The sequence below is a fragment of the Streptococcus sp. 1343 genome, from assembly GCF_013277355.1.
Lineage (GTDB): Bacteria > Bacillota > Bacilli > Lactobacillales > Streptococcaceae > Streptococcus > Streptococcus pseudopneumoniae.
This window is the reverse complement of the sequence record NZ_VMMT01000011.1, coordinates 1-21,057: the sequence shown is the minus strand read 5'-3', so window position 1 is coordinate 21,057 and position 21,057 is coordinate 1. Positions and strand designations below refer to the sequence as shown.

At 41.8% G+C, this 21,057-nt stretch carries 21 protein-coding genes; 5 read left to right on the top strand and 16 right to left on the bottom strand.

All coding sequences use genetic code 11. The features are described from left to right. Positions 1-51: 51 nt before the first annotated feature. The 5 genes from HT709_RS01610 to HT709_RS01590 all read right to left on the bottom strand — a co-directional run bounded on the left by HT709_RS01610 (position 52) and on the right by HT709_RS01590 (position 6,131). A complete protein-coding gene (locus HT709_RS01610) occupies positions 52-216 on the bottom strand; it encodes a YczI family protein (protein ID WP_049511965.1) in 165 nt (54 codons plus the stop codon). 177 nt (positions 217-393) lie between these two features. Continuing rightward, the gene (locus HT709_RS01605) at positions 394-1,989 is read right to left on the bottom strand and encodes a hypothetical protein (RefSeq protein WP_000822846.1); all 1,596 of its coding nucleotides are present in this window, start codon (positions 1,987-1,989) and stop codon (positions 394-396) included. Between the two features lie 11 nt (positions 1,990-2,000). Continuing rightward, positions 2,001-2,411, bottom strand: a complete 411-nt coding sequence (locus tag HT709_RS01600; protein ID WP_138700386.1) for a peptide deformylase — start codon at positions 2,409-2,411, stop codon at positions 2,001-2,003. A 213-nt stretch (positions 2,412-2,624) separates the two neighbouring features. Next, positions 2,625-3,422, bottom strand: a complete 798-nt coding sequence (gene yghU / locus HT709_RS01595) for a glutathione-dependent disulfide-bond oxidoreductase (protein ID WP_001277396.1) — start codon at positions 3,420-3,422, stop codon at positions 2,625-2,627. 12 nt (positions 3,423-3,434) lie between these two features. Then, complete coding sequence (locus HT709_RS01590) at positions 3,435-6,131, bottom strand: cation-translocating P-type ATPase (protein WP_172925445.1); 2,697 nt, start codon at positions 6,129-6,131, stop codon at positions 3,435-3,437. A 307-nt stretch (positions 6,132-6,438) separates the two neighbouring features. On the opposite strand from HT709_RS01590, the gene mntE reads away from it, so the two are divergent. Continuing rightward, positions 6,439-7,623, top strand: coding sequence for a CDF family manganese efflux transporter MntE (mntE, locus tag HT709_RS01585; RefSeq protein ID WP_000813943.1), 1,185 nt, complete (start codon positions 6,439-6,441; stop codon positions 7,621-7,623). 36 nt (positions 7,624-7,659) lie between these two features. On the opposite strand, the gene HT709_RS01580 is transcribed toward mntE, so the two are convergent. The 8 genes from HT709_RS01580 to cdaA all read right to left on the bottom strand — a co-directional run bounded on the left by HT709_RS01580 (position 7,660) and on the right by cdaA (position 16,178). Next, positions 7,660-9,531 carry an ABC-F family ATP-binding cassette domain-containing protein gene (locus HT709_RS01580; protein WP_138700388.1) on the bottom strand — a complete coding sequence of 624 codons (1,872 nt, stop codon included), beginning with the start codon at positions 9,529-9,531 and terminating at the stop codon, positions 7,660-7,662. Continuing rightward, a complete protein-coding gene (locus HT709_RS01575) occupies positions 9,528-10,727 on the bottom strand; it encodes a CCA tRNA nucleotidyltransferase (RefSeq protein ID WP_345890582.1) in 1,200 nt (399 codons plus the stop codon). Before HT709_RS01575 ends, HT709_RS01580 begins: the two co-directional genes overlap by 4 nt. Further along, positions 10,724-11,491 (bottom strand): 4-hydroxy-tetrahydrodipicolinate reductase, encoded by a 768-nt coding sequence (gene dapB / locus HT709_RS01570; RefSeq protein WP_000027875.1) that lies wholly within the window; start codon positions 11,489-11,491, stop codon positions 10,724-10,726. The genes HT709_RS01575 and dapB overlap by 4 nt, the downstream gene beginning before the upstream one ends. 388 nt (positions 11,492-11,879) lie before the next feature. Next, positions 11,880-12,728, bottom strand: coding sequence for a DegV family protein (locus tag HT709_RS01565; RefSeq protein ID WP_000762177.1), 849 nt, complete (start codon positions 12,726-12,728; stop codon positions 11,880-11,882). Position 12,729: 1 nt separating this feature from the next. Beyond that, positions 12,730-13,104 (bottom strand): DUF1149 family protein, encoded by a 375-nt coding sequence (locus HT709_RS01560; RefSeq protein ID WP_001050094.1) that lies wholly within the window; start codon positions 13,102-13,104, stop codon positions 12,730-12,732. Between the two features lie 73 nt (positions 13,105-13,177). After that, positions 13,178-14,530: a phosphoglucosamine mutase gene (glmM, locus tag HT709_RS01555; RefSeq protein ID WP_000521437.1), complete on the bottom strand. Its 1,353-nt coding sequence runs from the start codon at positions 14,528-14,530 to the stop codon at positions 13,178-13,180. A 24-nt stretch (positions 14,531-14,554) separates the two neighbouring features. After that, positions 14,555-15,334 (bottom strand): CdaR family protein, encoded by a 780-nt coding sequence (locus HT709_RS01550; protein ID WP_000742288.1) that lies wholly within the window; start codon positions 15,332-15,334, stop codon positions 14,555-14,557. After that, positions 15,321-16,178 (bottom strand): diadenylate cyclase CdaA, encoded by an 858-nt coding sequence (cdaA, locus tag HT709_RS01545; RefSeq protein WP_001011065.1) that lies wholly within the window; start codon positions 16,176-16,178, stop codon positions 15,321-15,323. Before cdaA ends, HT709_RS01550 begins: the two co-directional genes overlap by 14 nt. Before the next feature lie 134 nt (positions 16,179-16,312). Here cdaA and HT709_RS01540 point away from each other — a divergent pair, with 134 nt between their 5' ends. The 4 genes from HT709_RS01540 to HT709_RS01525 all read left to right on the top strand — a co-directional run bounded on the left by HT709_RS01540 (position 16,313) and on the right by HT709_RS01525 (position 19,322). After that, complete coding sequence (locus HT709_RS01540) at positions 16,313-17,281, top strand: NAD(P)/FAD-dependent oxidoreductase (protein WP_000081020.1); 969 nt, start codon at positions 16,313-16,315, stop codon at positions 17,279-17,281. A gap of 699 nt (positions 17,282-17,980) precedes the next feature. Continuing rightward, positions 17,981-18,406 (top strand): hypothetical protein, encoded by a 426-nt coding sequence (locus HT709_RS01535; RefSeq protein WP_226373187.1) that lies wholly within the window; start codon positions 17,981-17,983, stop codon positions 18,404-18,406. Positions 18,407-18,845: 439 nt separating this feature from the next. Next, complete coding sequence (locus tag HT709_RS01530; RefSeq protein ID WP_205403337.1) at positions 18,846-19,001, top strand: hypothetical protein; 156 nt, start codon at positions 18,846-18,848, stop codon at positions 18,999-19,001. 141 nt (positions 19,002-19,142) lie between these two features. Beyond that, positions 19,143-19,322 (top strand): hypothetical protein, encoded by a 180-nt coding sequence (locus HT709_RS01525; protein WP_023937752.1) that lies wholly within the window; start codon positions 19,143-19,145, stop codon positions 19,320-19,322. 211 nt (positions 19,323-19,533) lie between these two features. On the opposite strand, the gene HT709_RS01520 is transcribed toward HT709_RS01525, so the two are convergent. The 3 genes from HT709_RS01520 to HT709_RS11575 all read right to left on the bottom strand — a co-directional run. Beyond that, complete coding sequence (locus HT709_RS01520; protein WP_172925444.1) at positions 19,534-20,490, bottom strand: N-acetylmuramoyl-L-alanine amidase family protein; 957 nt, start codon at positions 20,488-20,490, stop codon at positions 19,534-19,536. A 2-nt stretch (positions 20,491-20,492) separates the two neighbouring features. Beyond that, entirely contained in the window at positions 20,493-20,822 is a 330-nt protein-coding gene (locus tag HT709_RS01515) for a phage holin (protein WP_172925443.1), read from the bottom strand. Between the two features lie 14 nt (positions 20,823-20,836). Further along, positions 20,837-21,057: hypothetical protein (locus HT709_RS11575; RefSeq protein WP_205403336.1), on the bottom strand; the 221-nt coding region annotated here is incomplete at its 5' end.

Here is a 21,057-nt window from a genome sequence, read left to right as displayed (position 1 = left end):
GAGATTTTCGAAGAGTATGAAAAAACCTCGGTTTAACCGAGGCTTCTCTATTTATTTGGGCCATCCTAACCAGACAGCCACGAGAACAAGGGCTAGGCCAGCTAAACTTGTTAAGATAGATAAGAATTTATCTTTTTTCTCCTTGAACTGAGAAAAACCTATCTTCAAAGCAAGCAGTCCGAGTAGCATTGAAGCAAGCATCAAATAAAAACCCATTTGTTATCCTCCATTAGTCTTAATTTACCTTATTATAACATATATTTCTTAAATAAACCTTTTTTATACTCAATGAAAATCAAAGAACAAACTAGGAAACTAGCCGCAGGTTGCTCAAAGCACAGCTTTGAGGTTGCAGATAAAGTTGACGTGGTTTGAAGAGATTTTCGCGGAGTATTACTGTACTTTAAAGGTCTTGAGATAGCTGTCTTTTCCTACTTGACCTTCGAAGGTTCTACCATTTTCAAGGTAAGGAAGGTCATCTGATACTGAGGCCTTAACCTTGTAAATCTTGCCATCAACTTTAAAGAAGTAGACGGTGTCGCCCTTGATAACAGCTGATTTGAGGTCTGCTACTACTCCCTTGATGCTTTCTGTCGTTGCATTGTCAATTTCAAGGTCGTTTTTATTGGCATACTTGCTGAGCATCTCTTCCACTGTAGTAGCTACGATAACATTTTGGTACTCGACTGCGTCTACTAGAGCATACTCTTTGACCAAGCCAGCATTGTCCTTCAAACCCATGATGTAGAAAGGCTTGTCATTGAGGTTGATGAGGATTGGGAAGGTTGCTTTGTAGGATTTCTCCTGAACAGCACCTTCTGCTGATTCACGGGCTGATTCTTCTGTCGCAGAAGCCAAGCTATACTTAGTAATTTCTCCTGTTCGCATATTTTCAAGGATGAAACCAAGATTACTCTCATCCGCATTAGCCGACGTCACACCTGTGTAGAGATAGATGTCATTACCGATAGACAAGTAATTATAGCCATTGGTAGTCTGGGTCACGTTTTTCTTGGAAATCATGGCATTCAAGAAACCGTCCTTGTACTTGCCGTTGTAGTTGATTTGCTCAATGGTTTCCTCTGCTGGATAGATCCTATCCACCCATTCTGGAACATCTGATAAGCTGTATTCCTTGGTTTCTCCATTTGTAGCATCCAAGATAATGACTGAAGCAGGACGAGGAACCGCAAGTCCAAATTGCTTTTGGTAAACCGTTGCTACATAGAAAGGATTGCCCTCATCGTCCACCTCAAAAGATGGAGTTTTAAAGATTTTGGTCGGGTACTTCAAGCGCAGGTGACGTTTGACATCACGGTTAAAATACTCCGAGTCTGAATACTTGATTGGTGTCTTCAAGTCCACCAAATCCGCATTTCCAGTTACCATGTCCACCTTGATATACTCACCGATTCCCTTGGCTTGATTGTTAAACCATTTGATAGGGTCTGCATATTCTAGTGGTGTGACCCGATAAGGTTTCCCATCAATTGTCAATTGGGTATAGGTATCTGCCGCTACGTATTGCGACACCTTATCGGTTAGGGAACCCAAGTAGCGGTCTCCAATTTTTTCAGCAGTACTTCTATCTAGGATAGGAACCTTACTGGTGTCACTCTTAGGAAATTCAGTAAAGTCTTTTTCCGTAACCGTGACTACATTGGCATAATTTTTAGCCTGAAACATGCTGGAAGTTACCAAGGAAACCAAAGCTGCCAAGAGAAGAATTCCTCCAATCAAAGCTAACAGAATTTTCCCTAACCGATTGATTTTGAAACCCTCAAGATTTAAGGCAGCTTCCGCCTTACCGTGGCGCACATGAACCGTTTTGACCAGATTGATTCCCTTGCCAAAGCCAAATAAGATTGCTACAAGCAGCAAATGCCCACAGAGGAAAAAGAGAAATTCCCAGCTGGTCAGGTTAAGGGGCGGTAAAAAGATATACCAGGTCGTTGCGATAAAAATAAGTTCAAAGACTATTCGTTTCATTTGCTTTCCTCCTAAATGATTCGTCCTTCCAAGTGATCCAACTCATGCTGGCAAATCTGAGCTGGGAAGCCTGTCAAGGTAATGGTCTGTTCCTGCCACTTAATGTCTCGATAGGACACCGTTATGCTTTCATAACGCTTAGTTGATCTCACACCTACCAAGGACAAACAGCCTTCTTCTGCCTCATAGGATCCTTCAAAGGACAGAAGCACTGGGTTAAACATGACCACGGGAACCAAGCCAAGATTAAAGATAATCACGCGCTTTTGCACCCCAATCATATTGGCAGCTAGACCAATGCAGGTCTCACGATTTGCTAAGAGTGTATACTGCAAATCTCTGGCAAGATAAAGGTCTTCCTGACTTGCCGGCTGAGATGCCTGAGATAAAAACAAAATATCTTTTACAATTTTCTTTTCCACTTCCTCACACTCCTCTTGTTTTTTACTATATTATAACAATTATAGCACAAAAGCCGATAACTGCAATCCCTTTCCCTCAACTGTAGCAAAAAGCCATCCGAAGATGACTTTTTTGCTACTTATACTCAATGAAAATCAAAAAGCAAACTAGGAAGCTAGCCACAGGTTGCTCAAAACACTGNNAGGCGACGCTGACGTGGTTTGAAGAGATTTTCAAAGAGTATTAATTTCTTTATAAATTACTTCCATCCCACGCTTAACAGCTGGACGATTGGCAATTTTTTCTGCCCATTTTACTAAATTCTGGTAACTTGAGGCATCCAAGAATTTTGCAGAACCTTGGTAAAGTTTTCCTTGAACTAACTGTCCATACCAAGACCAGATGGCAATATCTGCAATCGTATAGTCATTGCCTGCAATATAAGGTTTCTGAGCCAATTCCTTATCCAATAAATCCAACTGGCGTTTCACTTCCATCGTAAAACGGTTAATAGGATATTCCAATTTTTCAGGGGCATAATTGAAGAAATGTCCAAATCCCCCACCTAGAAAAGGTGCTGCACCTGCTTGCCAGAATAGCCAATTCAAAACTTCTACCTTTTCCACAGGATTACTTGGTAAAAAAGTTCCAAATTTCTCAGCAAGGTAAAGAAGAATATGAGCAGACTCAAAGACTCTTACATCTTCAGTACCTGACTGGTCCAATAAGGCTGGAATCTTGGAATTTGGATTGAGCTTCACAAAGTCTGATCCGAATTGATCCCCATCCATGATAGCAATCTTATACAAGTCGTAAGCCGTTTCCTTAAAACCAGCCTCTAGTAATTCTTCCAATAAGATAGTGACCTTCACACCATTTGGTGTTCCCAGTGAATAAAGCTGAAAAGCTTGTTCTCCTTTTGGCAAGTTTTGTTCGAAACGGGCACCTGCTGTTGGTTTATTTAAGCCCGTAAAGGCTCCTTGATTACTAGCTTCATCCTGCCATACGGTCGGTAATTGATATGCTGACATCCGAAACCTCCCTTAAATCGCATTCTTGTCAAAACCGAGTTTGCGTTGAATAAACTTAACGATTTCGACGATGATAATCATTAAGAAGCTTCCAGCCATAACAATTCCCCATTGTGACAAGTCTAGTTTGGTTACGTGGAAGATTCCTTCAAGCGGTTCTACAACGATTGTTGCCATGAGAAGGATAAAGGATACCAAGATGGACCAGTTAAAGGTCTTAGACTTGAATGGACCAACTGTCAAGATGGATTGGTAGACAGACTTGACATTGTAAGCATGGAAGAGCTGAATCAAACCAAGGGTTGCAAAGGCCATCGTTAGGGCATCTGCATGAATGGCATGATTGTCACCCACATGAACTGGGTAAGCAATCGCAAGACCATAAACACTCATAACAAGAGCTGCTTGGAGTACACCTTGATAGATAATAGAACTCAAAACACCACCTGAGAAGAAGCTTGCCTTGCGTCCACGTGGTTTATGGTTCATGACGCCAGGCTCAGCAGGTTCAACACCTAGTGCAATTGCTGGGAAGGTATCGGTTACCAAGTTAATCCACAAAAGATGAACTGGTTGCAAGACGTCCCAACCAAAGAGGGTTGATAGGAAGATGGTTAATACTTCAGCAGTATTGGCAGAAAGTAAGTACTGAATAGTCTTTTGAATATTTGAAAAGACCTTACGTCCTTCTTCAACTGCAACGATAATAGTCGCAAAGTTGTCGTCAGCAAGAATCATATCAGAAGCCCCCTTAGAAACCTCTGTACCAGTGATTCCCATACCGATACCGATGTCTGCTGTTTTCAGAGCTGGGGCATCATTGACACCATCACCTGTCATGGCAACGACCTTACCTTGTTTTTGCCAAGCCTTGACGATACGAACCTTGTGCTCTGGAGACACACGGGCATAAACAGAGTATTGACCAACAACTTTTTCAAAGTCTTCATCAGATAATTCGTTGAGCTCAGCACCAGTTAAAACGTGGTCTTCTGTATCGTTTGCATCAATGATTCCCAAACGTTTGGCAATAGCTTCTGCGGTGTCTTGGTGGTCACCTGTAATCATGATTGGACGAATTCCAGCTTCCTTAGCCACACGAACAGCCTCAGCGGCTTCAGGACGTTCAGGATCAATCATCCCAATCAAACCAGTGAAGATTAAATTATTTTCCAGCTCTTCAGAAGTGAGGTTTTCTGGAATGCTATCGATAATCTTATACGCACCTGCAAGGACACGCAAGGCTTGATGAGCCATTTCAGAGTTGTTTGTATGAATGAGGTTTGTGACCTTCTCATCAATCGGAGCAATATCCCCAGCCTTATCACGAAGAACACAACGTTTCAAGAGTTGGTCTGGCGCACCTTTAACAGCTACGAGGAAGCGTCCATCTGCAAGTGGATGAACTGTTGACATGAGCTTACGGTCAGAGTCAAATGGCAACTCCGCCATACGAGGATATTTGTCTAAAAATTCTTTGACATCGTAGCCCTTGTCCAAGGCATACTGGATAAAGGCTGTTTCGGTTGGATCACCAATCAGGTTGCCTTCCACATCGATTTTCGTATCATTGGCCAAGACAACTGAACGAAGGAGGGGCATTTCAAGACCCAGGTCAATGTCATCAGCTGAGTCATGTAGGACTGCATCGTAGAAGATTTTTTCAACCGTCATCTTGTTCATGGTCAGCGTACCAGTCTTATCAGAAGCGATGATTTCAGTTGAACCAAGTGTTTCAACTGCTGGCAACTTACGAACGATGGAATGTCGTTTGGCTAAAACTTGAGTACCAAGGGAAAGAACGATGGTCACGATAGCAGGAAGTCCTTCTGGAATGGCTGCAACGGCAAGGGCAACAGAAGTCAACAACTCACCAAGTAGATCCTTCCCTTGAATGAAGACACCCACTACAAAAGTAACAAGGGCAATGACCAAGATTGCATAGGTCAAGACCTTAGAAAGGTTGTTCAAGTTTTGTTTGAGGGGTGTATCCGTCTCATCAGCGTCTTGAAGCATGCCCGCGATATGACCAACTTCCGTGTACATACCTGTATTGACAACAACTCCCATCCCACGACCGTAGGTTACGTTTGAGTTTTGGAAGGCCATATTGACACGGTCACCAATACCAGCATCTGTCGCAAGCTCGACTGTCAAGTCTTTTTCAACCGGTACAGACTCACCTGTCAGAGCAGCCTCTTCGATCTTAAGAGAGTTGGCTTCTAGCAAACGTAGGTCTGCTGGTACTACGTCACCAGCTTCAAGGGCAACGATATCTCCAGGTACCAATTCTTTAGAGTCAATCTCAGCCATGTGCCCATCACGCAGAACGCGGGCAGCTGGACTAGACATGGATTTGAGGGCTTCGATAGCTTCTTCTGCTTTTCCTTCTTGGTAAACACCAAAGGCAGCGTTAATGATAACCACGGCTAAAATGATAATGGCATCTGCGATATCTTCCCCACCAGAAGTCACGACTGACAAGATTGCTGCTGCAACTAGGATGATAATCATCAAATCCTTAAATTGCTCGATGAATTTGACCAGGATTGATCGTTTCTCGCCTTCTTCGAGTTCATTGTGGCCAAATTCGGCAAGGCGCTTTTCCGCCTCACTTGATGACAAACCTTGCTCGGTCGCATCCACAGCCTTCAAGACCTCTTCAGGACTCTGAGTGTAAAACGCTTGGCGTTCTTGTTCTTTTGACATGTGTCTCCTCCTTGACATTGTGTGCAAAACAGACTCTCTTTTCCCTCATCGCATCTTTTCACGACAAACAAAAAGAGACCTGTTAATCATAACAAGTCTCGCTATTTAAGATAGGGCCGGAAAACATACTTTTCAGTATAAAATTCGGAATGACGACACTATCACAGGTTTCTGCCAGCTACTCCCTTGAGTAGTACTATTATACCAAATTTTGGGTAGTTTTAAAAGAGTAAAAACTACCTTATTTGAATTTTCCCTTGAAAACCAGTATAATGGTAGAATGCTATATGACTAGAAAGGAAGTTGAATGAAGCAATCTATCTCAAATCTCAAGTTAGCTGAACGTGGTGCCATTATCAGTATTTCAACCTACCTGCTCTTGTCTGCAGCGAAATTGGCTACTGGCCATCTTCTTCATTCATCCAGTTTGGTGGCCGATGGTTTCAACAACGTGTCGGACATCATTGGAAATGTGGCCCTCTTGATTGGAATCAGGATGGCACGCCAGCCTGCTGACCGAGACCACCGTTTTGGCCACTGGAAGATTGAGGATTTGGCTAGCTTAATCACTTCCATCATCATGTTCTATGTTGGCTTTGATGTTCTAAGGGATACCATTCAAAAGATTCTCAGTCGTGAAGAAACGGTCATTGATCCTCTGGGTGCAACTCTAGGAATTATGTCTGCAGCGATCATGTTTGTGGTCTATCTCTACAATACTCGCCTCAGTAAGAAATCCAACTCCAAGGCACTGAAGGCCGCAGCAAAGGACAATCTTTCTGATGCTGTCACCTCACTTGGAACCACCATTGCCATCCTAGCTAGTAGTTTCAATTATCCCATTGTGGATAAACTGGTTGCTATCATCATCACTTTCTTTATCTTAAAGACTGCCTATGATATCTTCATCGAGTCTTCCTTTAGCCTTTCGGATGGCTTTGACGACCGTCTGCTTGAGGATTATCAAAAGGCCATCATGGAAATTCCCAAAATCAGCAAGGTTAAGTCCCAAAGAGGTCGTACCTACGGTAGCAACATCTACCTGGATATTACGCTAGAGATGAACCCTGACCTGTCTGTTTTTGAGAGTCATGAAATCGCGGATCAGGTCGAGTCTATGCTGGAGGAACGTTTTGGGGTTTTTGATACCGATGTCCATATTGAGCCAGCGCCTATCCCTGAGGATGAAATTTTAGACAATGTCTATAAAAAATTGCTCATGCGTGAACAATTGATTGACCAAGGAAATCAACTGGAAGAACTCTTAGCTGACGATTTTGTCTATATTCGCCAAGACGGAAAGCAGATGGATAAAGAGGCCTATAAAGCAGAAAAAGACTTGAATTCAGCTATCAAGGACATCCAAATCACTTCCATCAGTCAAAAGACCAAACTCATCTGCTATGAATTAGATGGTATCGTCCATACCAGTATCTGGCGTCGCCACGAAACTTGGCAAAATGTCTTCCACCAGGAAACAAAAAAAGAATAGAGAAATCCTGTCATGAGACGGGCTTTTTCTATTCTTCTAACTATCAAAGTCACTGAGATACTCATAGCGTTCGTATTTTTCAAGGAGTGCTTCATTTTTCTCATCCAATTCTTTTTGGAGAGTAGCCAGCTTACCAAAGTCAGAGCCGTTAGCCTGCATTTCCTCTTCAATAGCAACGATACGGTTTTCCAAGGCTTCAATATCGCCTTCAATGCTTGCCCACTCCTGCTTTTCTTGGTAGGTCATGCGTTTCTTGTCTTCTCGAACCTTGACCACTTTTTCCTTTTCGGCCTTTTGCACTTGATTGACCATCTCTGTTTCAAAGGCTTGTTCATCAAGATAGTCGGTATAATGACCAAAGAAAGGACGAATCTTGCCATCTTCAAAAGCCAGAATCTTGGTCGCTACCTTATCCAAGAAATAGCGGTCGTGACTAACAGTCAAAACTGGACCAGCAAAGCCTTGCAAGAAATTCTCCAAAACTGTTAAGGTTGCAATGTCCAAATCATTGGTCGGCTCGTCCAAAAGGAGAACATTTGGTTTTTCCAAAAGCAATTTGAGGAGATAAAGACGTTTTTTCTCTCCCCCAGACAATTTCTCAATCAAGGTTCCATGCGTCGAACGTGGGAAAAGGAACTGCTCCAGCAACTCTGCAATCGAAGTCGTAGAACCACCGCTGGTTTTGACCTCTTCTGCCACTTCCTGTAGATAATTGATCACTCGCTTGCTTTCATCCAAGCCCTCAATTTGCTGAGAGAAATAGGCAATGCGAACCGTTTCCCCAATGATAACTTGTCCATCAGTTGGTTCAAGACTTCCTGCAATCAAGTTGAGTAAGGTTGATTTTCCAACACCGTTGTCACCAACAATACCAATACAATCTTTAGATTGCACCAAGAGATTAAAATCTTGCAAAATGGGCTTGTTTTCATAGGCAAAAGAAACATCCTGAAACTCGATGACTTTCTTCCCAATCCGACTGGTTTCAAAGTTCATGGTCAAGTCTGTCTCAGCAGTATTGCCTGAAACCTCTTTCTTTAAGTCATGGAAACGATTGATACGAGCTTGTTGCTTGGTTGCACGCGCCTGCGGTTGTCTGCGCATCCAGGCCAATTCTTGCTTATAAAGTTGTTCCTTTTTGTGGAGAAGAGCCGCATCGCGCTCGTCCTGTTCCGCCTTAAGGCGAACATAATCCTGATAATTTCCCTGGTACTCGGTCAAGCCTGCGCGATCCAATTCGAAAATCCGAGTTGACAAAGCATCTAGGAAATAGCGGTCGTGGGTAATAAAAAGGACGGTCTTCTTGGAATTTTTCAAAAAGAGGGTCAGCCACTCAATAGTCGCAATATCCAGATGGTTGGTCGGCTCATCCAGAAGCAAGAGGTCGTGGTTGCCAAGAAGAACTTGCGCCAACTGGACCCGTCTTCTTAGACCACCTGACAATTCCCCAACTGGAGTGGATAAGTCCTGAATGCCCAATTTGCTAAGAACGGTCTTGACCTGACTCTCAATTTCCCAAGCTTGAAGAGAGTCCATCTCCGTCATGACACGCTCCAAACGAGCCTGCTTGTCCTCACTGTAGTTGAGCATAATCAACTCATACTCACGAATGAGCTGGATTTCCTTGAGGTCGCTGGAAAGAACCGTATCCAAGACCGTCTTGCTATCATCAAAATCAGGATCTTGAGTCAAGTAGCCAATCTGGTAATCATTCTTAGCTGAAAAGGGACTGACATCCCCATCAAAGCCAGAAACACCAGAAAGAACATCTAAAAGGGTGGTCTTACCAGTCCCATTGACACCGATTAGACCAATTCTATCCAAGTCATGGATGATAAAGGAAATATCCTTAAAAACGGTCTTGTCACCGACGGATTTACTTAGTTTTTCAACAATAAAATCACTCATTTTTTCTCCCTCAGGTAAGCATGGATGGCTTGACGGTCATTTTCCAATTCTCCATCGACAATGGCATACTCAATCTCTGTTAAAATCTCTCCCAAGTCTGGTCCCGGTTGATAGCCATATTCCTTAATCAAAATGCCACCATTAATCTGAATTTCTTTCTTGTCATGAATGGTCAGACTCTGGTAGGTTTCTGTGATAGCTTGTGGGTTAACTTCTTTTCCTTGGGCCTGACGAAGATTTTCAGCCTGTAAAAGTAAAGCCAAGTCAAAGCGATAACAATCGCGCTTCCTCAATTCTCCCTTTTCACGCAAGGCCAAAATAGTCAGCAAATCCTGAACTTGCTTGGCAAACTGGCGTGAGGTCTTCCAAGCCTTCAAAAATGGCTGCGCATTTTCAATCTCCAAAGCCCATAGTAAAGCCGCCCAGGCTTGTTCAGAGGATTCAAAGGTGAAATCAGTCTCCAAATCAAACAGTCTGTTAAGCTTGTCCTGGCTAGCTGCCATATCAGGGAGATAGTCATAAGCTTGACTCTCAATCATGGAAACCAAGCCCCTTCTCCAAAACGGAGCCAGCAAGAGTTTATCAAACTCAACAAAAGTACGCTCTACAGAAATTTTCTCCAAAAGTGGCGTCAAGGTCTTCATAGCTTTAAACGTTTCTGGCTCAAGTTCAAAGCCAAGACTGGCCTGAAAACGGAAACCACGCATAATCCGCAAAGCATCTTCGTTGAAACGCTCACTAGCCACTCCAACTGCCCGCAAGACTTGGTTTTCTAAATCGTCTAAACCATGAAACAAGTCAACAATTTCTCCTGTCTCATCTAAGGCAAAGGCATTGACTGTGAAATCACGGCGTTTGAGGTCTTCTTCTAGCGAGCGCACAAAGGAAACCGCACTGGGTCTGCGATAGTCCACATAGACATCCTCTGTCCGAAAGGTGGTCACCTCATACTCCTCATCGCCATCTAAGACCAAGACGGTTCCGTGCTCGATTCCGATATCGGCTGTTCGCGGAAAAATCTGCTTGGTCTCTTCTGGATAAGAAGACGTTGCGATATCCACATCATGGATGGGACGATTGAGAAGGGCATCTCGAACAGAGCCCCCAACAAAATAGGCCTCAAAACCTGCTTCTTTAATTTTTTCTAATACTGGTAAAGCCTTCTGAAATTCAGAAGGCATTTGCGTTAATCTCATAATAAGTGTTCTAATCCATAGACAAGCTCATGACGCTTGACAACTTCTTTAATTCCCAAATTCACCCCTGTCATGAAGGAGCTGCGATCATAGGAGTCATGACGGAGGGTCAATCCTTCTCCCTGATTGCCAAAGATGACTTCCTGATGGGCTACCAAGCCTGGTAAACGAACTGAGTGAATACGCATACCATCAAAGTCAGCACCACGGGCACCTGCAATCAATTCTTCCTCATCAGGCGCACCTTGCTGAGTAGACTCTCGAACTTCCGCCATCAACTCAGCTGTTTTAATAGCTGTTCCACTCGGAGCATCCTTTTTCTTGTCATGATGGAGCTCGATAATCTCCACATTTGGGAAATATTTGGCAGCCTGTCTTGCAAATTGCATGAGCAAGACAGCACCCAAGGCAAAATTTGGAGCGATCAAACCACCCAAATTTTGTTCACGAGAAAATTCTTTTAGCTCTGCAATTTCTTCACTAGTAAAGCCTGTTGTGCCAACTACTGGAGCAAAGTCATTTTCAAGAGCAAAGCGTGTATTTTCATAGGCAACAGCTGGTGTAGTAAAGTCTACCCAGACATCTGCTTCAAAGCCTGCTAAATCAGTCTTATCCTTGAAAACAGGAATTCCCTGCCATTCTGACTCAGACTCAAAAGGATCCAAAACTGCTACCAAGTCTAAGTCTGGATCAGCCAAGACCATCTGACAAGCAGCTTGGCCCATCTTTCCCTTAAAACCGGCAATAATTACTCGAATACTCATCTCTACTCCTGTCTAAGATACAAAGGACGTTAGCTGCCCATGAAAAATAGGGAATGGCGCTGACTTTCCATGAAAGGCAAGACAGACATCTTTTTTCAAGAGGCAGGTAGTCCGTGTTCAATTGCTAAGATACAAGGCCTGTAAGAACACAAAGTGAAAATAGGAATTCTGATCAAGAAGTGTCTACTCCTTGGAAGAACTATCTTTTTCACACAGGGTCCCAGGCGTGTTCAATTATCAAGATACAAAGGACCTTAGCTGCCCATGAAAAATAGGGAATGACGCTGACTTGCCACGAAAGGCAAGACAGGCATCTTTTTTCAAGAGGCAGGTAGTCCGTGTTCAATTGCTAAGATACAAGGCATCTTAACTAGTCTAAAAGTGCCAACTAAATCACTGGAATATAACCTAGAGCAATACTTCCTGCTCCTAGGTGGGTTCCAATGACACTACCAAATGTAGCTAGTGAAATATCCGTACCCACTCCAGATTCAATCAAGTGGTGACGCAATTCTTCAGCCTTTTCAGGAGCATTCCCATGAATGACAATGACCCGATATTGGCCTGAAGCCGTTGTTTCCTTGATGATTTCAATCAAGCGCTTGGTTGCTTTCTTTTCCGTACGAACTTTTTCGTAAACTTCAATCACACCTTGATCGTTAAAATAAAGGATTGGCTTAATGCTAAGCAAATTGCCCAAAATGGCAGCCCCATTTGAAAGGCGCCCACCTTTTACCAAATGATCCAGGTCATCTACCATGATAAAAGCTGACGTACGGCTGATTTGAATAGCTAGCTTATCCTGAATGATAGCAAAATCATCGCCCTGATCTCGCCAGTTAAAGACGCTTTCAACCATGATGCCTAGGGGAGCGCTTGTAATCAAAGTGTCTGGGAAAGCAATGGTTAAACCCTCATAGTCATCCACCATATACTGGATATTTTGGTAAAAACCTGAAATTCCAGAAGATAGGAACAGCCCCAAGGCATGTGTATAACCTTGTTCTTTGAGCGAAGTTAAGATCTCATCTAACTTGGCAATACTTGGTTGACTGGTCTTAGGCAATTCAGAAGCCTGAGCCATTTTTGGGTAAAATTCCTCAGCAGTCAGATTGATGCCTTCGACATACTCCTCACCATCAATATTGACAGGAATATCCAAGACATACAAATCTTCTCTTTGCAAGGTCTCTGCACTGAGATAGGCAGAAGAATCTGTGATAACAGCTAGTTTCATATTAGAACTCCAAATTGATTCCTGGTAAGTCTAATGCAATTTCAGTTACTTCGTAAGTCAAACGGTTGAGCATATTCAAACATGGACGAGCCAAAGTTTCCACTTCTTCTTGGCTCAATTCACTTGGTTCATTGACAATACGGCCATCGATATGATTTACCTGTGAAATGGTTCCACTGATGACAAACTTATCAAATACAATCATAAATGTCAAGATGACAATCAAGGAAGTCACTTGATTTTCTTGATTATGTTGGAGCAATTGGAAGTTCACATCCACCTTAGTTTCAGGAGCTCCATTTTCATTTTCCCATTCAAAATTACGCGCATCAAAATGATACTGACTAACAAATTCTTGTTCACGTTTAAGATTCATATCTTTCTCCCTCGGCTACAATATTATAAGCTATTGTACCATAATTTTTTATTTTCATCTAGTTTTCTAAGTTTTAGTCCATCCCAATTTCAGCTCGAACTACGTCTGCGATGGTATCAACATAGTAGTCAACTTCTTCTGTGGTAGGCGCTTCTGCCATAACACGCAAGAGGGGCTCTGTTCCACTTGGGCGTACTAAGATACGACCATTCCCTGCCATTTCTTCTTCCATCTTCTCGATGATAGCCTTGATAGCTGGCACTTCCATAGCCTTTTCCTTCACGGCATTTTCCACTCGGATATTGACTAATTTTTGTGGATAGATGGTTACTTCTGCTGCCAACTCTGACAAGCTCCTACCAGTTTCCTTCATGATTTTTGTCAATTGGACAGCGGATAATTGACCATCACCTGTGGTATTGTAATCCATCAAGATAACGTGACCAGACTGTTCACCACCAAGGTTGTAGCCTGATTTTCTCATTTCTTCAACAACGTAGCGGTCACCAACTGCAGTAACTGCCTTGTTAATACCTTCGCGATTCAAGGCCTTGTGGAAACCAAGGTTAGACATCACAGTTGTCACAATTGTATTTTTAGCCAATTGTCCTTTTTCAGAAAGGTATTTTCCGATGATGTACATAATCTTGTCACCATCGACGATGTCACCATTCTCATCAACAGCAATCAAGCGGTCACTGTCTCCATCAAAGGCCAAACCAATAGCTGACCCACTTTCTTTGACCACTTCTTGAAGGGCTTCTGGATGTGTTGAACCAACATTAAGGTTGATGTTAAGACCGTCTGGTGTTTCCCCGATAACCGTCAATTGGGCACCAAGGTCTGCAAAGATTTGACGGGCACTGGTAGAAGCTGCTCCATTAGCTGTATCCAAGGCAACCTTCATTCCATCAAGAGGAGTTCCAGTTGAAACAAGGTATCCTTCATACTTACGCAAGCCTTCTGGATAATCTACCAAAATTCCTAAGCCTTCTGCACTTGGACGAGGAAGAGTGTCTTCCTCAGCATCTAGCAAGGCTTCAATTTCTGCTTCTTTTTCATCATCTAGTTTGAAGCCATCACCGCCAAAGAACTTGATTCCATTATCAAGGGCTGGGTTGTGGCTAGCAGAAATCATGACACCGGCGCTTGCTCCCTCAGTTTTTACCAAGTAAGCTACTGCTGGTGTCGCCAGAACACCTAGTTTGTATACGTGAATTCCTACAGATAGAAGACCAGCTACCAAGGCAGATTCTAGCATTTCCCCTGAAATACGTGTGTCACGTCCTATAAAGACTTTCGGTGCTTCCGTTTCATGTTGACTAAGAACATAGCCTCCAAAACGTCCTAGCTTAAAAGCTAATTCTGGAGTAAGTTCCACATTAGCTTCTCCACGGACTCCATCAGTCCCAAAATATTTACCCATTTTTATAAAATCCTTTTTCTATTTTTAATTCGTTTTTGAACTAGTTGCTTTCGTTGACGAAGATGTCTCCGATGAACTGCTTGTAGTTGAATTTGATGTGCTTGAACTTGGTGCTGCTGGTTTTGTAGTTACCTTCATTGTTGTATCAAAGGGAGTGATAACTGTCGGTAAGACAACACCATTGCGGTCGATTGCCTGCAAAGGTACTGAACCACTGTAATTACCTGTTATGTGTTCGCTAGTTGGCAAGACAGCGATAATCTTATCAATTCTATCCAATGTCTCTTGATCACTCGTAATCGACACTTCTTCATCTGACACCGTGACATTTTCAATCTGTACCCGACTATCAATTTGACTAGGGTCAATCTCTGGTACAACCTTTACCTTATCCTTCTGAGCCTTCTTCCCAATCTTGACTGTAATTTTTTGCGGAGTCGCCACAGCGGTCAGCCCATTGGGTAAATCTTCAATGCTCAAAGGAACTTCAATCGTTCCAACACTGGCATCTGTTAGGTCAGCAGTAACCTTGAATTTACGTGTGCTTTCTTGCATTTCACTAGCTAGCGATAGGCGATTTGCACCAGTCAAGACCACTGAGACTTCTGAAGCAAAACCGCTAATAAAATACTCATCACTATTATAGCGTATGTCAATAGGAACATTTGTTACTGTATTCGTATAGGTTTCCGTTTTTACCTGCCTAGCACTGGTACTGTTTTGAAAATTCGTCGCCGTAGCATAGACAAATAAGACACAAGCAAAAAAGAGTGAGGATATGATATATAAACTATTTTTTTTCATGTTTCCATCCTCCTAGCAATCGTTCTTTAAAACTAAGACCCGCTTCCTCTTTTGGAAGTAAGATTTCACGTAATTCTGTTTCAAATTCATCAAGTGTTAGGTTGTGCTTAAAGCTTCCATTATAGGTTATCGAAATTCCTCCCGTTTCCTCTGATACGACAAAAGTCAAGGCATCTGAGACTTCTGATAAACCGATAGCCGCCCGGTGTCTGGTCCCAAATTCCTTGGAAATCCCTGTGTTTTTTGTCAAGGGCAGATAGGCAGACGTCACAGCAATACGTTCTTCTTTGATAATCACCGCACCATCATGTAGGGGAGTGTTGGGAATAAAAATGTTAATGAGAAGTTCTGCAGAAATCTTAGCATCCAAGGGAATTCCTGTCGAAATATACTCCTGCAAGGTACGTACACGCTGAATAGCAACCAAGGCCCCGATTTTACGAGGACTCATGTATTCAACAGACTTAACAAAAGCACGAATCATCTGTTCCTCAGCACTAATAGGGGCATTGGAAAAGAAATCTGTCGCTCTTCCCAAACGTTCCAAACCAGTCCGAATCTCTGGAGAGAAGATAACAACCGCCGCAATAACCCCATAAGTAATAATTTGATTGATTAACCAAGAAATCGTAGTCAAACCAATCATATTTGCAAGGATTTGAGCTAAAATAAACACCAAAACTCCACGTACCAAAATCATAATCTTGGTTCCTGCAATAGCTTTTGTAAAATGGTATAAAATATAAGCAACAATCAAAATATCAATCAGATTGATAGCTATCGTCCATGGACTTGCAAACAAACTGGTCCAATATTGCAGATTGGATAATTGTTGAAAATTCATCCCTGATATCCTCCCTATCAAAACACTTTCATCCTATTATACCATTTTCTGGCATTTTTTCCCTATCCTAGTCCATTTTACATTGAACAAAAATATGATAAAATAAACTGACTAGAAAAAACAAAGGAGAAACTATGTCTCAACTCTATGATATTACCATTGTGGGTGGTGGTCCTGTCGGGCTTTTTGCAGCCTTTTATGCCCACCTACGCCAAGCCAAGGTTCAAATCATCGACTCTCTTCCCCAGCTAGGTGGACAACCTGCTATTCTCTACCCTGAAAAGGAAATCCTAGACGTACCAGGCTTCCCAAACCTGACTGGAGAAGAGTTGACTAACCGCTTGATTGAACAGCTAAACAGCTTTGATACCCCTATTCATCTCAATGAAACGGTTCTTGAGATTGACAAACAAGAAGAAGAATTTGCCATCACAACTTCTAAAGGAAGTCACCTGACTAAAACAGTTATCATCGCTATGGGTGGCGGTGCCTTCAAACCACGTCCGCTGGAACTTGAAGGGGTTGAGAGCTATGAAAATATCCACTACCACGTTTCTAACATTCAGCAATACGCTGGTAAGAAAGTGACCATTCTTGGTGGGGGAGATTCGGCTGTGGATTGGACTTTGGCTTTTGAAAAAATCGCACCAACTACCCTTGTTCACCGCAGAGATAATTTCCGTGCCTTGGAACACAGCGTTCAAGCCTTGCAAGAATCATCTGTGACCATCAAGACACCATTCGTCCCTAGCCAACTCCTTGGAGATGGAAACACGATTGATAAACTTGAAATCACAAAAGTCAAATCTGATGAAACCGAAACGATTGACTTAGATCACCTCTTTGTCAACTATGGTTTCAAATCTTCTGTCGGTAATCTTAAAAACTGGGGGTTGGAACTCAACCGACACAAGATTATCGTCAACAGCAAACAAGAATCTAGCCAAGCAGGTATCTATGCTATCGGTGACTGCTGCTACTATGACGGAAAAATTGACTTGATTGCGACAGGTCTCGGAGAAGCTCCAACTGCTGTCAATAATGCTATCAACTACATCGACCCTGAGCAAAAAGTACAACCAAAACACTCTACTAGTTTATAAAAAAGAACCACGAGTCACATAGGATGCGTGGTTTTAAAATGAACTACACCTCAAAAGTTAGACAGAAATACATCTAACTTCTGATATGCAGCCCACCTTCTCTTTGCTCTTGTTTGAATAAGAAATTTTTTGAAGAATCATTAGATTATACAAAGTATTCATATCAGCCTTTTAAAGCTATATAAAAACTCTCCAACTATTCTATTATACCATATAAAAAAATAAATAAATAGACTTGTTTTTTTCTTTTTTTGACGTATACTAATAATAGAAAGCGCTTTAAATAAAATAAAAGGAGGTTTTATGAGGAAAGTAAATAAGGACATTTTATTCTTAACTGGAATCATAGTTTTATGTTTTGGTTTTTTATTATTTCACATCAACCCCTATTATGCCGAACCCTATGCGACACTGAAAGAAAGAATAAATTTATTCTTTTGGCAACTATATTGGAGACCTGTAGGAACTCTCAGTATTATTTCGGGTTGCATTATAACTTTCAAAGGATTGAAAAAATAATCTTTTACTCATGAAGAAAGGAAATTTGTTATGATTAAACTGAAACTATTGTTTTTCTCTCTACTATCAAGTCTATTATTCTTAGTCACAACATCTACGGTTTTTGCTGATGTCTATCCTGGTACAAATTATGAAATTGTATCTAATCGTATTGTAAAAGATATCAACACAGGAGAGTTATTGTCATTTTATACGACTGAACTTAGAGACGCCTATTTAGAGTCTAAATCTACGTATCAGACTCGTTCTAATGCAACTGGTGTTGCAGACTATAGAACTAAATACTCTCACTCTTACAAGAAAAGCACCACATCAGGTCCTGTAAGTTCAACTGCCTATGGTGGAAAAGCTGGAGCTACTCTGACTGTAGGTGCAGGTGTTAGCTTTTCTGCTCCGGAGTCTGGAGCTGGACTTAGTTTAAATCACTCAGTCTCCCATAACGTACCACCCTACACTTATGGTTATATTAGACTAAAAGCATCTTACACAGTAAACGTTCGTAAACTAGAAGTTAGATACTTAGGCACCAACAAATGGGTTCCAGCTGGTGAAACCTCTACTATATCGAATGTTAGCGTTTGGAGCGAACTGGTCACTTGGAAATAACTCATTAGAGACTGGGTAAAAACTCAATTTCAGGAGAAAATGAAATAAATTTTCTCACAATAAAACGCATAGTATTACGGTTCAAGTCAACACCGGATATTATGCGTTTTTGATTTTAAAGAGCCAAATTTCTTAACTTAATGACATTGCTTTTTGCCCAACCTCTTTTTATTTCAAAAAAGAACCTCGCAAAACAAGAGCCTGGTTTTATAGTTCATCGGCTTTTACAAATACCTTTACATCGTTTTACTATATCTTACAATACCTTTTAAAACAGCTATATTTTGAGCTTTTAAATAAATGTTTTTACATCATTTTACAGAGGTTTACGACACTTTTGCCCCTTTTTTGCCCCCTGTTTTTTTAAAAAACTTCATCAAAACTCTTGACTTTCTCGGTATACCGTGATATAATATAATCAAGATAAGGAAAGGGGGTGATGAAATTGAACAAAGAAGATTGGCTTAGGTTACTTGAAAAGGAAATAGACAATATTCCTGAAACGGTAACTGCTATCGCAAGTCTAGTGACCGCAATAACGGTCGCAAGGCAAAACAAAAAGCGTAAACCGAAATCCCGCAAAAGAAAAAGGTAAACGCTAAGAGGTTGGGGCGAAAGCCCCTCACACCTCTATTTTATCAAATGGAACGAGGAAATGCAATGGTTAGTGCAATAGCTATTTTTATAATTGCAATTAATGTATACATTTATCTAAAAAACAAAAAGGACAAATAAGATGAGAAAAGTTATTCAAGAATTGTTAGACAGTTCGATGTCTACATCTGCTATTTCGCAAGGCGCTGGAGTTCCATGGACTACCGTTTCTGACCTCAGAAAAGGAAAAACAAGTATGGACAAAATGGCACTTCTCACAGCGGAAAAACTTTATGAATTTGCTACAACTGATAAGCAGTGATTTCGGTCACTGTTTTTTATTTTTAACAAAACACCGTTTTTGACAATAATACACCACGATTTTCTCTCCATATTCTTCATGTAAACGCTTTTTTGAACAATAGGATTGTGATTGTGATTTTGCTTTCTAATCGTTCAAAATGTGTGTTTTTGTAAAATAAAAAAACCGCAAGCCTGAGCCTGCGGTTGGTGTAATCTATTTTGAAGCCTTTCTATTTAGTCGTAATCAAACCGTCAGGCTCAATTTCAAACTCTGGCTTGTCTGCCATTGTTCCGTCTGGTTTGATGTAGTACCAGCCTGTTCCGTCTGCGGACTGGACGAAGGCGTTTGATACCATGGCACCTTCTTTACCGTCAAGGTAATACCAAGTATCTTTGTACTTGACCCATCCTGTCTTCATAGCGCCCTCTGTGTCAAAATAATACCACTTCTCAGCGATTTTCTTCCAGCCTGTAGCCATTTCACCTGACTGGTCAAACCAGTACCAGTTGCTGTCTGTGTGCTTCTTCCAGCGGTCTGCAAACATATAGCCTGAGCCGTCAAAGTAGTACCAAGTGCCGTTAATTTTCTCAAACTTATCTTTTGAATAAGAGCCGTCTGAGTGTACATACCAATAGCCAGTATCGTTTTTCTTCCAGCCTGCTTCAATTATCAAGCCGTTTTCAATATCCTGCTTGAACTGTTCACGGCTAATGCCCCATTTTGCCAGATAAGGATAGGGGTCAACGTGGTCTGAATGGTTGTCTGGTTGGTTATTGGTACAGTATTCATGCGTTTTGATACCTGCCAAGTCGTCTGTATCAAGTGTTTTTGGTAAGCCTGCTTCATCTGCTAGATTGCGTAAGAGTTCGATATAGAGACGGTAGTCTGTCATGAACTCTTCTTTAGTTGAATGGCTTTCAATCAATTCAACTGCCGCATAGCTTTCCGCATTCCAACCACCACCAACATCCCACGATCCGTTGTTTACAGGGCCTACTTGCATGACACGACCGTTACCAACGACATGAGAGAAGAACCCAAGTTCAGGATCCTTTCTATAGTGGTAGTCTGCCTCATTCTGAGCTGTTGAGTTGCGGTTGCCTGTTGAGTGAGCATGTACTTGTCTATAAGGCTGCACCCCAACCTGTGGCAAGCCTGTACGTAGTCTGCTTGTATCGATATCCATACCTATTCCCTCCAAGCATCGTTCATCTGCTTCACTGCGGACTCCACAAAGGTATCCAAGTCCTTATCGGTCATGCTGATCTTATATTTGGTCAGCTCTGCACGGATTTTAGCACGAGCTTGTTCAAGCTTTTCATCACCTTTAAAACCTGTCTCTTGAGCTACCTGCTCCACGGCATGAACTGCGTTCTTGGCTAGGATTTCAGCGATAATCACCGCTTTCTCTCCGCCTTTTCGCAAAAGATAATCTTTTACTGTTTTTACCATGCTGCCTGAGACTACCGCTAAAAAGCCTGTCGCAAAGGCAATGATGAGTTCGTTAAATTGTGTCATGTGTTGTTCCCTTTCTATTCTCTATAAAACTTAACATTAACGCTACCTATATACTCCCTTAAGTTTGTACCAGTTAGATATATGACTCCTCGGTTATACATATCAGCCTGAATTCTTATTAATTTGCTATTATTGAGTTGTACATATCGTATAGCAGCAACCTTAATATCATTACCTTTAATATCAATATTGTACCCACCCCAGTACTGCCACATTCTTGTGTTTAACACTTCCA

Coding starts and splice junctions, on each gene's coding strand:
- HT709_RS01610 (WP_049511965.1), bottom strand. CDS start 216: ATGGGTTTTTATTTGATGCTTGCTTCAATGCTACTCGGACTGCTTGCT.
- HT709_RS01605 (WP_000822846.1), bottom strand. CDS start 1,989: ATGAAACGAATAGTCTTTGAACTTATTTTTATCGCAACGACCTGGTAT.
- yghU (WP_001277396.1), bottom strand. CDS start 3,422: ATGTCAGCATATCAATTACCGACCGTATGGCAGGATGAAGCTAGTAAT.
- HT709_RS01590 (WP_172925445.1), bottom strand. CDS start 6,131: ATGTCAAAAGAACAAGAACGCCAAGCGTTTTACACTCAGAGTCCTGAA.
- mntE (WP_000813943.1), top strand. CDS start 6,439: ATGAAGCAATCTATCTCAAATCTCAAGTTAGCTGAACGTGGTGCCATT.
- HT709_RS01580 (WP_138700388.1), bottom strand. CDS start 9,531: ATGAGTGATTTTATTGTTGAAAAACTAAGTAAATCCGTCGGTGACAAG.
- HT709_RS01575 (WP_345890582.1), bottom strand. CDS start 10,727: ATGAGATTAACGCAAATGCCTTCTGAATTTCAGAAGGCTTTACCAGTA.
- dapB (WP_000027875.1), bottom strand. CDS start 11,491: ATGAGTATTCGAGTAATTATTGCCGGTTTTAAGGGAAAGATGGGCCAA.
- HT709_RS01565 (WP_000762177.1), bottom strand. CDS start 12,728: ATGAAACTAGCTGTTATCACAGATTCTTCTGCCTATCTCAGTGCAGAG.
- HT709_RS01560 (WP_001050094.1), bottom strand. CDS start 13,104: ATGAATCTTAAACGTGAACAAGAATTTGTTAGTCAGTATCATTTTGAT.
- glmM (WP_000521437.1), bottom strand. CDS start 14,530: ATGGGTAAATATTTTGGGACTGATGGAGTCCGTGGAGAAGCTAATGTG.
- HT709_RS01550 (WP_000742288.1), bottom strand. CDS start 15,334: ATGAAAAAAAATAGTTTATATATCATATCCTCACTCTTTTTTGCTTGT.
- cdaA (WP_001011065.1), bottom strand. CDS start 16,178: ATGAATTTTCAACAATTATCCAATCTGCAATATTGGACCAGTTTGTTT.
- HT709_RS01540 (WP_000081020.1), top strand. CDS start 16,313: ATGTCTCAACTCTATGATATTACCATTGTGGGTGGTGGTCCTGTCGGG.
- HT709_RS01530 (WP_205403337.1), top strand. CDS start 18,846: ATGAAATTGAACAAAGAAGATTGGCTTAGGTTACTTGAAAAGGAAATA.
- HT709_RS01525 (WP_023937752.1), top strand. CDS start 19,143: ATGAGAAAAGTTATTCAAGAATTGTTAGACAGTTCGATGTCTACATCT.
- HT709_RS01520 (WP_172925444.1), bottom strand. CDS start 20,490: ATGGATATCGATACAAGCAGACTACGTACAGGCTTGCCACAGGTTGGG.
- HT709_RS01515 (WP_172925443.1), bottom strand. CDS start 20,822: ATGACACAATTTAACGAACTCATCATTGCCTTTGCGACAGGCTTTTTA.